The organism is Vibrio navarrensis (assembly GCF_015767675.1).
Lineage (GTDB): Bacteria > Pseudomonadota > Gammaproteobacteria > Enterobacterales > Vibrionaceae > Vibrio.
Genome location: NZ_CP065219.1, coordinates 48,956 through 62,622 on the forward strand (window position 1 = coordinate 48,956; position 13,667 = coordinate 62,622).

The 13,667-nt window shown below is 44.5% G+C and carries 16 protein-coding genes and 1 pseudogene; 12 read left to right on the forward strand and 5 right to left on the reverse strand.

Annotated features, from left to right (window positions below; genetic code table 11):
* Positions 1–280: 280 nt before the first annotated feature.
* The 3 genes from I3X05_RS23110 to I3X05_RS23120 all read left to right on the forward strand — a co-directional run bounded on the left by I3X05_RS23110 (position 281) and on the right by I3X05_RS23120 (position 3,639).
* The gene (locus I3X05_RS23110) at positions 281–1,849 is read left to right on the forward strand and encodes a sulfatase-like hydrolase/transferase (RefSeq protein ID WP_045570759.1); all 1,569 of its coding nucleotides are present in this window, start codon (positions 281–283) and stop codon (positions 1,847–1,849) included.
* A gap of 857 nt (positions 1,850–2,706) precedes the next feature.
* The gene (locus I3X05_RS23115) at positions 2,707–3,012 is read left to right on the forward strand and encodes a transposase domain-containing protein (protein WP_238409512.1); all 306 of its coding nucleotides are present in this window, start codon (positions 2,707–2,709) and stop codon (positions 3,010–3,012) included.
* A 192-nt stretch (positions 3,013–3,204) separates the two neighbouring features.
* On the forward strand, positions 3,205–3,639 hold the full coding sequence (locus I3X05_RS23120; protein WP_226971373.1) for a hypothetical protein: 435 nt from the start codon (positions 3,205–3,207) through the stop codon (positions 3,637–3,639).
* Between the two features lie 14 nt (positions 3,640–3,653).
* Here the strand turns inward: I3X05_RS23120 and I3X05_RS23125 are convergent, their stop codons facing one another.
* A complete protein-coding gene (locus I3X05_RS23125; RefSeq protein WP_226971375.1) occupies positions 3,654–3,959 on the reverse strand; it encodes a hypothetical protein in 306 nt (101 codons plus the stop codon).
* Between the two features lie 176 nt (positions 3,960–4,135).
* Here I3X05_RS23125 and I3X05_RS23130 point away from each other — a divergent pair, with 176 nt between their 5' ends.
* The 8 genes from I3X05_RS23130 (at position 4,136) to I3X05_RS23165 (ending at position 11,588) form a co-directional block, all read left to right on the forward strand.
* Positions 4,136–4,348 carry a DUF6250 domain-containing protein gene (locus tag I3X05_RS23130; protein WP_045570758.1) on the forward strand — a complete coding sequence of 71 codons (213 nt, stop codon included), beginning with the start codon at positions 4,136–4,138 and terminating at the stop codon, positions 4,346–4,348.
* 25 nt (positions 4,349–4,373) lie between these two features.
* A complete protein-coding gene (locus tag I3X05_RS23135; RefSeq protein ID WP_171816732.1) occupies positions 4,374–4,541 on the forward strand; it encodes a DUF6250 domain-containing protein in 168 nt (55 codons plus the stop codon).
* A 413-nt stretch (positions 4,542–4,954) separates the two neighbouring features.
* Positions 4,955–6,469, forward strand: a complete 1,515-nt coding sequence (locus I3X05_RS23140; protein ID WP_337971499.1) for an OprD family outer membrane porin — start codon at positions 4,955–4,957, stop codon at positions 6,467–6,469.
* Between the two features lie 258 nt (positions 6,470–6,727).
* Positions 6,728–8,950 (forward strand): hypothetical protein, encoded by a 2,223-nt coding sequence (locus I3X05_RS23145; protein WP_337971500.1) that lies wholly within the window; start codon positions 6,728–6,730, stop codon positions 8,948–8,950.
* Positions 8,951–9,023: 73 nt separating this feature from the next.
* Entirely contained in the window at positions 9,024–9,347 is a 324-nt protein-coding gene (locus I3X05_RS23150; protein ID WP_052702560.1) for a hypothetical protein, read from the forward strand.
* Positions 9,348–9,386: 39 nt separating this feature from the next.
* Positions 9,387–9,581, forward strand: coding sequence for a hypothetical protein (locus tag I3X05_RS23155; RefSeq protein WP_045570755.1), 195 nt, complete (start codon positions 9,387–9,389; stop codon positions 9,579–9,581).
* A 343-nt stretch (positions 9,582–9,924) separates the two neighbouring features.
* The gene (gene umuD, locus I3X05_RS23160) at positions 9,925–10,332 is read left to right on the forward strand and encodes a translesion error-prone DNA polymerase V autoproteolytic subunit (RefSeq protein WP_039461217.1); all 408 of its coding nucleotides are present in this window, start codon (positions 9,925–9,927) and stop codon (positions 10,330–10,332) included.
* On the forward strand, positions 10,332–11,588 hold the full coding sequence (locus tag I3X05_RS23165; protein WP_045570754.1) for a Y-family DNA polymerase: 1,257 nt from the start codon (positions 10,332–10,334) through the stop codon (positions 11,586–11,588). Before umuD ends, I3X05_RS23165 begins: the two co-directional genes overlap by 1 nt.
* Before the next feature lie 15 nt (positions 11,589–11,603).
* Here the strand turns inward: I3X05_RS23165 and I3X05_RS23170 are convergent, their stop codons facing one another.
* On the reverse strand, positions 11,604–11,948 hold the full coding sequence (locus I3X05_RS23170; RefSeq protein ID WP_193158031.1) for a hypothetical protein: 345 nt from the start codon (positions 11,946–11,948) through the stop codon (positions 11,604–11,606).
* Positions 11,949–12,455: 507 nt separating this feature from the next.
* Positions 12,456–12,602, reverse strand: a pseudogene (locus I3X05_RS23885) (IS3 family transposase); the annotation flags it as partial.
* A gap of 138 nt (positions 12,603–12,740) precedes the next feature.
* Here I3X05_RS23885 and I3X05_RS23180 point away from each other — a divergent pair.
* Positions 12,741–12,896 carry a hypothetical protein gene (locus tag I3X05_RS23180; RefSeq protein ID WP_242402015.1) on the forward strand — a complete coding sequence of 52 codons (156 nt, stop codon included), beginning with the start codon at positions 12,741–12,743 and terminating at the stop codon, positions 12,894–12,896.
* 55 nt (positions 12,897–12,951) lie between these two features.
* On the opposite strand, the gene nadS is transcribed toward I3X05_RS23180, so the two are convergent.
* Together nadS and I3X05_RS23190 are read right to left on the reverse strand one after the other, a co-directional pair.
* Positions 12,952–13,236, reverse strand: coding sequence for a NadS family protein (gene nadS, locus I3X05_RS23185; protein ID WP_045570750.1), 285 nt, complete (start codon positions 13,234–13,236; stop codon positions 12,952–12,954).
* Complete coding sequence (locus I3X05_RS23190; protein WP_045570749.1) at positions 13,223–13,618, reverse strand: type II toxin-antitoxin system RelE/ParE family toxin; 396 nt, start codon at positions 13,616–13,618, stop codon at positions 13,223–13,225. The genes nadS and I3X05_RS23190 overlap by 14 nt, the downstream gene beginning before the upstream one ends.
* Positions 13,619–13,667 lie beyond the last annotated feature (49 nt).

The window sequence follows — 13,667 nt, forward strand, 5'->3', positions numbered from 1 at the left end:
AGCACTGTTTTTTTGATGCATTTCACAAATCACTCCAATTTGTTTCGATTTCGCATCAAAAATTAACATACAAACCAAATAAAAAGGGAAACGAACCAATTAAAAACAAAATGAAAGTAAGATTTTCTTCGCGGCATTTTTTAATTTTCTATGGCATGATTTCCGACTTTTGTGATCTACCAATTCGAAATTCAACTTTCGATCACTTACGATACAAAGAGGTAAGCGTATTAGAAAACAAGTCGCTTGCAATTTAGAATATTGACAAGAGGAAACCACCATGTCTGTTTCTCGTCGAGACCTGTTGAAAGGGATTGCCGCGACAAGCGTTGTTGCTACAACAGCCGCTTGTTCTTCAGTCACCTCAAATGGCACTGCTCCTGCTCTGGGTCAGAATAAAAAGCAAAACAACGTAAAAAAACCAAACCTACTGGTTATTTTCCCTGATGAATGTCGTACTCAGTCACTGGGTTATATGGGGATGGATAAACACACGATGACACCAAACATCGACCGCATGGCGCGTGAAGGTGTCGTTCTCGATCAAACCATTTCAAATTTCCCGTTATGTACGCCAGCGCGCGGCATGTTCATGACTGGTCAGTACCCGTACCGCAATGGCATTCACGGTAACTGCCATACGCCGGAAGAAGGCCACTTTGGTGGTTCTAATTTTGGCGTTGAGCTAAAACAGAACGCGATTTGTTGGTCAGATGTGCTGAAAAAACAGGGATACTCACTGGGCTACCTAGGAAAGTGGCACTTAGACTGCCCGAAACCGCCATTTGTGCCGTCTTACAATAACCCACTCGGTGGCCGTTACTGGAATGACTGGACACCGCTATCGCACCGTCACAGTTTTGATTGGTGGTACTCTTACGGTACGTACGATCTGCACATGAATCCAATCTACTGGACTAACGAAACGCCACGTGAAGCACCGTTGAAAATCAACCAATGGTCACCAGAGCACGAAGCGGACATGGCGATCAAATACCTACGTAACGAAGGTGGTCAATACCGTAATGAGGAAGAACCATTCGCACTAGTTGTTTCCATGAACCCACCGCATTCACCGTATGATCAAGTACCAGAGAAATACTTAGAACGCTTTAAGGGCAAAACCTCAAGAGAGATGAACGATCGTCCAAACGTCGATTGGAACAAAGAATATTTGGAAGGTTACGGCCCTGAGTTCTACAAAGAATACCTCGCCATGATTAACGGTGTTGACGAGCAAGTTGGTCGTATTGTCGATGAGCTCGACCGCCTCAACCTTGCCGAAGATACGCTTGTCGTCTTCTTCTCTGATCACGGTTGCTGCCTTGGCGCTAATGGCCAGCCAACGAAAAACGTGATTTATGAAGAGTCGGTACGTATTCCGATGATTTTCCGTTGGAAAGGCAAACTGATGCCAATGCAAGACGATCTTCTCTTCTCTATCCCTGACCTATTTCCAACCATGTTGGGTCTGATGGGGTTAGATACTGAGATCCCAGACACGGTAGAAGGCACCAACTACGCGAAAACAGTACAAGGTGAAAAAGGCGATGAACGTGCCACTTCACAGCTTTATGTGAAGTCACCTTATGGCGCACCGTCCTACGGGCAGCGTGGAGTTCGTACAGAACGCTACACGCTGCAAGCAACGCGTAAAATTGGTAAGCCAATTGAATACATGTTGTTCGACAACATCGCTGATCCGTTCCAAATGAATAACATTGCGGATAAGCACCCAGAGTTGGTTGAACAACTGGTACAAACCGAACTCATGCATTGGCTTGAGCACACCGGCGACTCTTGGCGTCCAACAGAAGTGCCAGCTTCTGTGTTAAACGCTTATATCTAAGTCTTACTTAGCGATAATAAAGCCAGCTTTGTGCTTAATGCTGATCGTTTGGCTACTTGAACGACCATAAAGAGGCTCCATAATCGGTCGTAACGTAAGTTACGACCGATTTTTTAGTGCGCCGAGCATGGTGTCAACCTAGGAGGTGAAAGTCCTCTACGTACCTTGTCGAGCAGGAAACGTTAGCCTATGCAAGGGTGTCCATCGTGAGGTGGAATCTCCGAGGCGCCGGCCGGAAGTAAGCAAATGGCAAAAAATAGCTTTGACGAACAGAAATCTGGTAGTAGGCATAGTCAACTTGGGTAACCTAGCTAGAGATAGAATAGCCCGAAGTCTCGAACAGAAGTGTGATTATGTAAACCAGGCAGAGCTATGGGAAAGGGTGGCCTCTTACCTCGGGAGGTCTTATCGCCTGTCTCATTAGAGACTAATTGCAATAGTGATGTTGTGTGATGGGCATAAGAAGTCAGCAGAGGACATAGTACCTAAGATTTAGGGAAGGCCTGAACCAAGGTTTTAGATAAACAGGTAACAAATTCTCAGTGTGTACGGAGTCTCAGTAAAGAGTAGAACCCCTACAGCTACGTTAGAAATATGTTGAGAAGTCGGAAATGGATCTGCAACTAACGAAGAGAGGCAAGACATAGTGGCGTCGGAGTTAAACAGTGAATCTAAGCCAACGAAAGTTGGTATGCCTTGGAACCGCCGTATGCGACCCACGCTTGTACGGTGGTGTGAGATGACGGAGGCCGTGAGGCCTCCTCCTACTCGATTGTCTGAGTTTTCAAAAGAGTTACAAGTGTAGTGGTGAGTTTTGCCACGAGCGCCCAATCGATGTATTTAATAAGCATACCCCTCTGGAATGGGGTGAAGAAGCTGTTCAACAAACTGGGCGAGTATCGCTCAGAAAACGTCGTCTACCCGCTGAACAAGCTGTTTGGTTAGTGCTCGGTATTGGGCTTCAACGTAATCGTTCCATTCAAGATGTTTGCGATAAACTGGAATTAGCGTTCCCGGACGTGGAGGGAAAACTTACTCCTATGGCAACGAGTAGTATTATCAAAGGAAAAGAACGTCTTGGAGATAAGCCAATGCGCTATTTTTTAAAACGACAGCTCAACAATGGGAGCAACAATCAGAGTTTTACAAAGTTTGTGGCTTGAAGCTTCTTAGTGTCGATGGCACCTATTTAAAACTCATAATACAGAAGAAAATCAGCATTTTGGTTTTGCTCAAAAGGGAGCATCATTCCCAAGTGTGCTAGCGGTAACATTGATGTCAACACGTAGCATCTTCTATCTGATGCTGCTTTTGGCCCAGTAACCAATAGTGAAATCTCCTACGCTCAACAACTGGTGGGCTCCGCTCCTGATGACTCATTAACACTCTTTGATAGAGGGCTAACTTCTGCAGAGTTATTTACCAGCTGGCGTGGCGCGAGTAGCAATAGCCATTGGTTAACCCCCATCAAAGCCAAAATCGTTGAAAGCTACACTGAACATGATCATCTCATTGATATGCCTGTATCACCCCAAGCTCGAAAGCTGGCCCAATATCTTGGAAAAAAGTGGCGAGATCGACTCATTCTTATCCCAACACCTAAAGGTGCACTCAAAGGCTTTATTACTTCTTGCTTATGTCCTGAGCGCTATCCGTTTGATGCTCTAGTAAAAGTGTATTGGGAGCGTTTGGAAATCGAACGCAGTTACGGTGAACTCAAGCAGTATCAGTTACAGAACAAGCCAACCTTACGGAGTAAGAAAAAAGTCGGGGTGTATCAGGAGCTATGAGGCATTTTAATTAGCTACAACATTGTGAGATTGAAAATGGCTGAGATGGCTAAACAACATAAAGTAGAGCCTCTGCGGATCAGCTTCATTAATTCCTTGTTTTTGATTATGGATGAAATGATTTGGGCGAGAGACACTCCAAGCCCAGGAGCAATACCAAAAAATTTAAAGAGACTCAGGGATAGCGGGAAGCGGCTTATTCTTCCAAAAAACAAAAACGAAGACTCTATCCCCGAGCGGTTTTGAAAAAGCCAGTTTCGATTGCCACTCGCTCTTAAGCGACTGGCATTAAGCGTTTGCTGGCTTTTCTTTCCACCCACCGTTTTTACTCCTGATGACTACTCTTTAGGTAGTATAATGAAAAAAAATTTACCTTACTCGTTGCAGCATTAAGTTTTTCATTTGGTTTTGATACGGCGCAACAACTGATAAAAACGCATGCCACGTTAGCCCACAGTGACAAATTCGATAATGGAATCGAAACTGGGTCGTCGAAATGACCGATGTATCACGTACCGAAATAAAAGGATCAGCACTGGATATTGATGATGGCAACGGCACCACCGTGTGGTTTAAGCACGATATTGACACCCCATCTGCGATTGAATTTGATGGTATGGTCTTGCTTAATGGAGGTCCGAATGACCGAAGCACGGATCTCAACTGGTTCTGGATGGCGCAAGTTCAACATTCAAAAAAGCTTTTTTGAAAAATCAGATTAGCGTGCAGGCGATATGCGCAAGTACGACCCAATGCCCTCTTACTACATTGGTTACGGGGCGAACGATAACTCCACCACTCGCTTCCGCCGTTATGCCGATGATAGCCCTCGTCTTCCTGAGTACGACGTTTCCGCAAAAGAATTCATGAACTTGCCGAACGTATACACCAAAATTAGATGAACGTATCTATGTCTACGTCAATGATAAACAACTGTATGAAATTACCGATGAAGCGCAATTCAAATCGGGTAAATTTGGCGTCCGTACCTGAAAAAGCCACCTAAAAATTGACAACTTTAAAGTCTACACCTTGAAGTAAGCGTTTTACTTCACTTCAATAGCGTATAATCCATCTGTAGAGTATGCACTATTACATTGCATTTCCTCATGCCATCCATCTCTGTAACAACTCCCTGCGAATCAGCGCTTAAATCAGGATTAATATCTCATTTTCGATTAACTACCTTTGGTCTTCTTTTGTTTTCGTGTGTGAAGTCACGAAAGATTATGAAAGTCAGTAATAAAATTAACCTATTACTTATTCCTTACTATTCCACCCCACTCGATAAAGTGGACATTGGAGCTGGACTTTTATGGCACGTAAACATCAACCGACCATTTGCGCACGAGCGGTGAAACTGACCCTCGGTGGCGTACTCTTATCTAGTGTATTGGTAGTACCTTCTATTGCTAGTGCCTCATCTTTAAGCCAAGTCTATAAAGAGGCGACCACAAACGACAAAATCACCGTCTCATTGGTCAACTACTACAAATCGGCACACCGTTGGGATACCGATGTTAAATACTTTGATGAGAATGGTAAGTTTCGACAATCGGAAGAGGGTCACCACACACAGGCAGAGTGGACGCAATCTGTCGGTATGTTCTATAACTCTGGCAAGATCAGCCTTGGTGACAGCCCGATAAAAATGAATTTAAACCTTGGCTACTCGCATGTATTTGAGTTGGATAGTCAATACCCAGGAGGCATGCACAACTGGCATGGCGGGCAAAAATTACTGGAAAGTAAGGACTGTGTCTGGACCGGTGGTGAGAAATTTAAGGGCCAGTACAAATGTTACGATGTGGAAGGTTTCGGTAAAGTGCCAATGGCCAATGCCAAGTTTTACTGGAAAGGCGGTAACCTGACCGTCGGTGACGGTTTTTTCAACACCGGTATGATCACCACAGCTGCTGCCGATGACGCGACTCTTTCCAGTTACCGCGGGGTAATGCTTCGCCACAAATGGAATAACTACAGTTTTGATGCTGCGTTTGTAACTGGCTTTATGGACGGCCTAGACGACAAAATGGGCGATCTGACCACCAACAGCAACTACTATGACCCATACCCTAATACTTACGACTACCTCTACACCGGACGCGTAGATTACCGCGCAGGTCGTGACTGGGGTTATGTATTCTCTTATGGTGAAGCACAAGATTACTTACGTCGCTTCCACACTAACGTCTGGATGAATCATATGATCACGCCAGAAACGAAATTACATTTAAAAGCACAATATTACTACAACAAAGCGGCTGGTGATCTTTGGCACGAAGATGTCGAAAGAGGCGTTGCTGCCTTTGATGACCACGCCTATCTGATTGCTTACCACGGGAAACTGGAGCGAGATGCATTGGGCTTATGGTACGGCTACCATACGGTTGATGCACCAAGATCAGATGGCAGAGGCAGTTTCTCTTACGGCTTCGGTGGTGCAAAAGGCTACTTGAGCCTAGTCACTTCGCCAGGTTACTCCTCTTTCCGTAGTGATGGTGGCCAAGCTCATGTTGTCGGTATCTCTTACGATTTGCGTCATTTCGGCATTCCTGATCTTAAGCTTTCGTACCGTTTCCACTGGGAAAGAAAAGCAGGACAACATTACGACAATAACGACCAGCTCGCGATGGGTCGCGGTGAAGAGCATGTTATCGATGTATTCTATCGCCCACGCTCTGGTTCAATGAAAGGCTTTGAATTCTTGCTCCGCAGCAGTATGTACCGTCCGGACCGTACTTATGCAAAATTAGTCTCAGAGAGATCAGCAGACCGTGGTGACATCGATGCGATCAAAGCCATTGTCAGTTACTCATTCAAACTCTAAAACCACTCCTTAATTAAAATCCAAAGCCAATCTTACGATTGGCTTTTTTTACCTTCAAAAACCTAAAATAAACCATCACTTACTTTCAAAGAAGGATAAAACACTTCGAAAACTGGCATAAATCACATTAATGAAAGCTTTAGAAAGTTAATATCACCCCCTAATAACACATTACGTAAATGAACAAAGCAACCAGCATGCCATCTGCTGACTCGCAGTAGAAAGGCATTGTTGTTCAACCGTAGGAACAAACGCGATATGACATTCAAACAAAAGACCCTAGCTGTTGTCATTACAGCAACCCTGATCGGCTGTAATGCCGAAGACAACAAAGAACTTCCAATCAGTAACGACAATGTTTACCCACCAATAGCAACTGAAGTAGTCGCCCCTGCGCTTTATGTAGGCCAAACGGTCAAGGGGACATACAAATTTGTTGACCCGAACGCGACACCACGTGCAGAAGAAGGCAGTGTCTACTCATGGCGTAATGCTGCAGATGAGACTGAAATCATCGCTGCACAAGCACTTCCTGTATACGCGTATCTTGAAGGACTTAACCTCAAATTCTGTGTGACACCAAAAGCACAAGGCGATATTAATACAGTGGGCACAGAAAACTGTAGCCTGCCAAAAACTGTTAACGGTCCACTGGGTGCTAAACCAGAGGTGATTGCAGGTAGCGTCACTGTTTCTAATACCACACCAACCGTTGGCAATGTACTGACTGGATCTTATGAATTTGATACCGGTCTAGGCGTGACAGAAGGTACTTCTGCGTTTGCCTGGAAAACAAGTACTGACACTGTGGGCACTGAAAAAACCATCACTCTTGGCAACACGCTAGAAGGTAAACAGGTACAGTTCTGTGTTACGCCTAAAACCGATAGCACGCCAGCCGTAGCTGGTGATGAAGTCTGTTCAGCGTTAACTGACGCAATTACAGTCAAAGCGGGTTCAGCACCGGTTGCATCTAATATCACGCTCTCTGCAGAGGCCTTTATTGGCGTAGAACTGACCGCCGACTACACCTTTACTGATGCTGATGGTGACCTTGAAGGTGCCAGTACCTACAGCTGGAAGTCAGGTGTAAGTAAAGTTTCAACCACAAAAACCTATACCCCAGTAGAAGGTGACAAGGGCACTGCACTAGAGTTTTGTGTTACTCCAGTCGCCAAAACAGGTATACCAACAAACGGTACTGAAGTTTGTGGAACAACGACACCAGTCGCTGTTGTTTCAGAAGCGAAACCAATCGCAAGTAACGTAATTTCAGAAGTTCAGGCTCCTGCGACTGATACTGAAGTTGGTGCCACACTACGTGGTAACTATGACTATGCTCAAGCAAACGGCAGCCTCGAAGGCGCATCTGCCGCAGTCTGGAAAGTAGACAATATTGCAGGAGAAGTGTGTGCTGATCCGCGCACTTGTGATTACACCATAACACAAGCAGATTTAGGTAAACAACTGGATTTCTGTGTCACACCACAAACTGCATTAAGTACTGCTGGTGATGAAGTTTGTCTGACGTCTAAAGTGACGCCAAAAGGCATCAAAATCGAAGGTAAACTTGAATACGACCAAGAGCTAATCGCAACCGTGTATGGCTATGCGGCTGACGCAACTCTTGGTGAGTGGAAGGTTGACACCAGTAACCAAACTGGCCCAGTAGATGAAGGCAACAAGAGTGTTCAGCATACAGGTAACATTTATAGAATCGGCGCTCGCGGATCTCTTGCAACCGACTATGACTGGTTCGCTGATGCTGGAGTAGGCTTACTAGAAGCGCGTGACTTTATTGGTAAATCAGTTGAATACTGTGTGGATGTTAACGGAACAGCAAAATGTCTAAACGCAGCTGACAGCGCAAGCGTGGCAGGTGGCCTTTACTATGATGCAGCAAACGCAAGCAAACGTGGTATCGAACCAGTACGTACTATTGAAAATGGTACCCTTACTTACCATCGTCCACTCACTTTTGCCGAGACACAACTGAAAGACAAAGTGGGCTTTAACGCGAACTTATTAACAGCAGCAGCACCGCAAACATTCAATGGTATTGATTGGGCGATGTACAACCATGAACAAACTGATGTGTACACTGCATGTACTAACTTATATGATGGGGAGCAATGGGCACTGCCAATTGGTATCACAGGTTCTTTGTACTCTGCCGATAATTACCCTGGTAATAATGCTCCAGATGCTGGTAATTACTACCTTGGATCACTCAACAAAGGTTTTGTAACCTCAAATGAAGAAGTCGATCGCTTGATGTCACCAGTGTTTGGTTGGCCAACGGGCGCGTCAACGCCTGTCGATATCAAAACGCACTACATGAGTGCATCAGTCCGTATCGGTACAGACCCTCTTAAATACTGGGCTCTGCGTATGTATGCTTCTACAAGTGGTAACTCCGCAACACTAACCACAAATTTCAACCAATTTGTGTCTTGTGTAACTGTAACACCTACTCCTTAATGCCATAAAACTTGAGCAATCTGAGTGTCCCTTACTCGATAAACAGCAGACTCCACCTTCGGGTGGAGTTTTTTTGCACAACAAAGCTGACAAACCCGTAAGTGATTATTACCAATATCGAACCGAGAAAACCATCATATTGGCTTGGTCAAAACATCAACGTCGTTTGTTTCCTGAATTGCGCAAAGCTTGCCTCAACCATCCTGAAACTGAGTTTTTGGCCAATGTAGCCAACAGTGCGGAGCACCGAGAAAACTACTCGATGGGGGCCGGTACCTATCTCACAGATAAAGATTACATTCGTTGTGGCTGGCAGGTGAGAAAGGTGCGTTTTTGGTCCACAGAGAACAAATCGCAATATGTTCCCTTGGGTGAATTGGCGACAAACTTAGGCTAATGGTTTTGGGGCTTACGCCCCAAAACCTACGGAGCATTTATGAAAAACTTCTTAATTGATCAGAAAATGGTCAACTTGGTCGAAAGGTTGCGTCAGATAGAGAAGATCACTGTTAGAGAAATCATTGGGGCGCTCAATGTGGCGTTAGCGTCACGTGATGTTCGTATTGAGTCGAAACAAGATTTCGACGACTTTTTACATCAAGTCTGTGAATATCAAGAGCAAGATGAATAGGTAAGTAGTTGTGTGCATTTTGCAACTATCTTGCACATTGCAATTCAAAATATGAAACGTGATGATATAAACACCATTTAATCCCCTGTTTTGTTGGATATTTAACCATTTCTATTTGGCACGCTATTTGATATACATACAGTGACCCTTTTAAGCCGAGGGTCACCTAGCCAACTGACGTTGTTAGTGAATGAATTTGTTCACAAAATTTAGCCAGCCGCCCTTTGCGTCTGGCTTTTTTCTTTTTTGTTCTGCGATGACAGCGCGACTCTCTCTAATCATATTGCTTTTTTCCGTACCTCATATCAAAATAATGCTGTATAAATAAACAGTATTATTATCTATGAAAGTTATCCCTATTTACGCGAGTGCCGGCATTACTGGCTTTGAAAGCCCTGCGGCTGAGTACAAGAAGCTTGCAATAGATTTAGATGAATTGCTCATTGAGCACCCGAGCGCAACCTTTCTAGGGCAAGCAAAGGGCGACTCGATGCAAGGCGTTGGGATCTTTGATGGGGATTTGTTGATTGTTGATCGGCATGTGCAAGCTTCAGATCAAGACATCATTGTTGCTAATTACAACGGTGAATTTGTCTGTAAGATCCTCGATATTCGTCGCCGTTTGTTACTTTCAGCCAATGAACATTTACAGCCTGTTCCTATCCATGAGTTTGATTCTTTTTCAATTGAAGGTGTGGTGATTCGCTCGATTCGCTGCCACCGCCCTAGCCCGTTGTTGTGTGGTGAATAATGTTCGCGCTTGTCGATGCTAACTCGTTTTACTGCAGTGCAGAGCAAGTCTTTCGGCCTGAATGGCGGGGTAAGCCGGTGATTGTTTTGTCGAATAACGATGGCTGTATCGTTGCCGCAAACCGGCAAGCCAAAGAAGCCGGAATCGAAAAGTTTAAGCCCTATTTTCAAGTACGCGCCTTGTGTGAACAGCGAGGGGTGATTGCCCTTTCTTCTAACTACGAGCTGTACGCCGATCTGTCAGAAAAAATGATGCAAGTGATCGGTCGATTCGCACCAGAGCAGCATGTTTACTCTATCGATGAAACTTTTCTTTCTTTTGAACGTTGTTTAGCTGCGATCGGCGATTTCCGTCAGCACGGCACTTTGATTCGTCGAGCGGTTTGGAAAGAGTGCCGTTTACCCGTTTGTGTTGGCATGGGCCCCACCCTTACTTTAGCTAAGCTTGCCAACCACGCGGCGAAAAAAATACCCGGTTACTCCGGCGTTTGTGTGCTCGATAATGAAGCCGAGCGCCTAAAAGTCTTAGCAAAAACGCCTGTTTCAGACGTATGGGGAGTTGGCCGTAAACTCTCTTCCCATTTCAAACTAATGGGTATCAATACCGCACTTGATCTCGCCAAAAAACCTGCGCCGTTAATGCGCAAAAATTTTAATGTTGAAGTCGAACGGACCATTCGAGAACTGAACGGTCAACGCTGTAAAGATTGGGATGTTGCGAGGGCTGATAAGAAACAGATTTTTTCTACACGCAGCGCAGGCCAGCGGATCACCGATGTTGAATCACTGCGCCAGGCATTGTGCCTGCATGCTGGGATAGCCTCACGCAAAGCGAGAAAACAAAGTTCGCTATGCCGTGTGATGTTAGTGTTTGCCTCGAACTCTCCATTTGATGAAAAACCGGTGAGTTTTAAAGCCATACATCGCTTTGCTTACCCTACATCTGACGTTACTCAGATCACTTCTGCGGCGTCCCGTTTAGCCAATGAAGTGTTTCATGAGGGGGTTCGCTTCTACAAATTTGGGGTTGGTTTGCTCGATTTGCAAGACGGCCGACATGAGCAAAAAGACCTTTTCAACCCATGTCCGAACGATGAAAAATTGATGGCCGTATTTGACAGCTTAAATCAACGTTATGGGGACGGTGCTGTTTTTCTAGCAGCGCAAAGCATAGGGAGTAAATGGGAAATGCGGCGCGAAATGCTCACGCCACAATACACGACCCGTTGGCGAGATCTGCCTAAGGTAAGGTGCTAAAATTTACAATATAACTTATTGTTTTTCTGACAGGTTGTATTCAGTGTATACGCCACTTTCTAGGATAAAATCAATTGTGTTGAAAGCTACGTTTGTGACGTCGTCTTCAAACATACGGTTAGCTCTTCCTCGTTCAGTCCAGCTACGGGCAGTGTATTTTAGTACATCTTGTGCTCGGCAAGGCTGGTAATCCATTACATTTCGATGCGAAACAGCACGCCCAGCACTTACTACCGGATCGACAGTTGTATCACCAAGCTCAATAAGCTGTATTCCCTCGTACGAATGTGCACTGACCATCCAGCCATAAGATAAAGGGGCGTCGCTTTCGTCGAATTTAGTGCATAGCAAGAGGTTCATATTTTTCTTTCGGAGCTCTGTCTGCCGTTCGATTAGTTTGCTATGAAGGTTATGGGTAATACAGTTCTTCTTTTTGCTTTAACTTCAAGTTTGATGCCACTACACGACCCACTGATGATTGTCTGGTTTCTGCAATCTATTTAGTTGAACCCGTTTTCTTGTAACCAAATGTCAGCAATTCGTTCGCCTATAATACCGTCTACTTTTGCCGTAATTTCACCCCCTTTGTATATCGACCGACAGTAAGGTGGGCAGCATAAGGTAGGTTCCGCCAAAATGTTCACTGAGGACATTAAGGGAATGAGGCGAAAGTAGATTACTCACTTTACCTCTACTGGGGTTCTTTGGGATGTAAATATTTTGTCCACCGTGTTCATTAATAAGCGTGTACATTTCGTCGTAGCCAATGAAGTAAATTAAAACCTGTATTACTAACGGGAGTTTGTGATACTCAGTACTTGGCACCTTATTGTTATACTCGTTCGGCATACTATCCTCCGTGTTAGATTAATGATCTGCATCAACAACGCTGGAGACTTCATTAAGCCCGACATTTTGATGTTCAAAGTTAACTGGGTTTAGATCCCCAAGAGCACTGTGCATTCTTGTCCGATTATAATCAACTTCTATGTATTCAAACACCGTTTGGTGCATCGCCTATCTTGTCATCATCGACTCATGCTTTGTCCTAAATATAAGCACTTATTATATCTCAATAGCCTTTTGAGCAGCACTGGCTACCTCGATCACTATGAACGATATCCGGCTCAGGGTGAGTTATGTAAATCACAGGTGCGCGATACATGGGGAGATGGTACAGAGTTTTCGAACAGAGTAGACATTGAAAACTATGATCAGTCGGTTACAGGTTACTACTACCCAGAGAAAGACAATCTGGAAGCGTCTGATCCTAAACGCAAGAAAACGATTGCTGAGAAGTTTTTGTAAAAGTTCTGTTCCTGTAAGGTGCACATGTTAAGAGGGGAATGTGCACCTTGTTGCTTTATACCGCTGCAAATTTATTAAACAGCTCAGGCTCATCCCTAAGAACACAAAGAACCTTTTCAGCTAAGCCTGTTGGGTTTCTTCGCTTTTGCTCCCATGATTTCACTGTATCTACACTTACATCTAGCGCGCTAGCCAATTCCTTTTGAGTTACGTGTAGCTGAGAGCGAATAGCCTTAACGTCAGCCACTTCATAGCGTGTAATGCGAGCGGCCTCTGATTTGCCTTCTGCAATCTCAATTGCCTGCTGCATTGATGTAGATAGGTCTTTAAAAATACTCATTTTTATCTCGCTTTTTCTTTAACATCTCACGAGTCTCTTGCTCGCGACTTCGATGTTTCTTAATTAGCTCAGAAGAAAAACTCTTTAGCTGGTTCTTCTCACTATCAGTTAGACTATCTTTTCGGCCTTTCTTGTACGCCAATATCAAGTAAACGGTGTCAGGTAACACGTAAAGATAGATGATGCGGTACCCTCCGCTTTTGCCGCCATTCTCTGTTGCTAGGCGAACTTTCCTCAATCCACCCGTTCCCTTGATGAGTTTTCCAACTTCAGGGTTTTTAATAATATCTGTTTGTAGATCTCTGAATTCTTCATCAGTGATCAACTCCTCTCGCTGAGAACTAAATAACGGCGTCTCAACAAATTCGATTGCATGGCTAATATCAATCTCCTTTTTTAAAATATTTTAGGCGTACATTGTACTCCTGTCA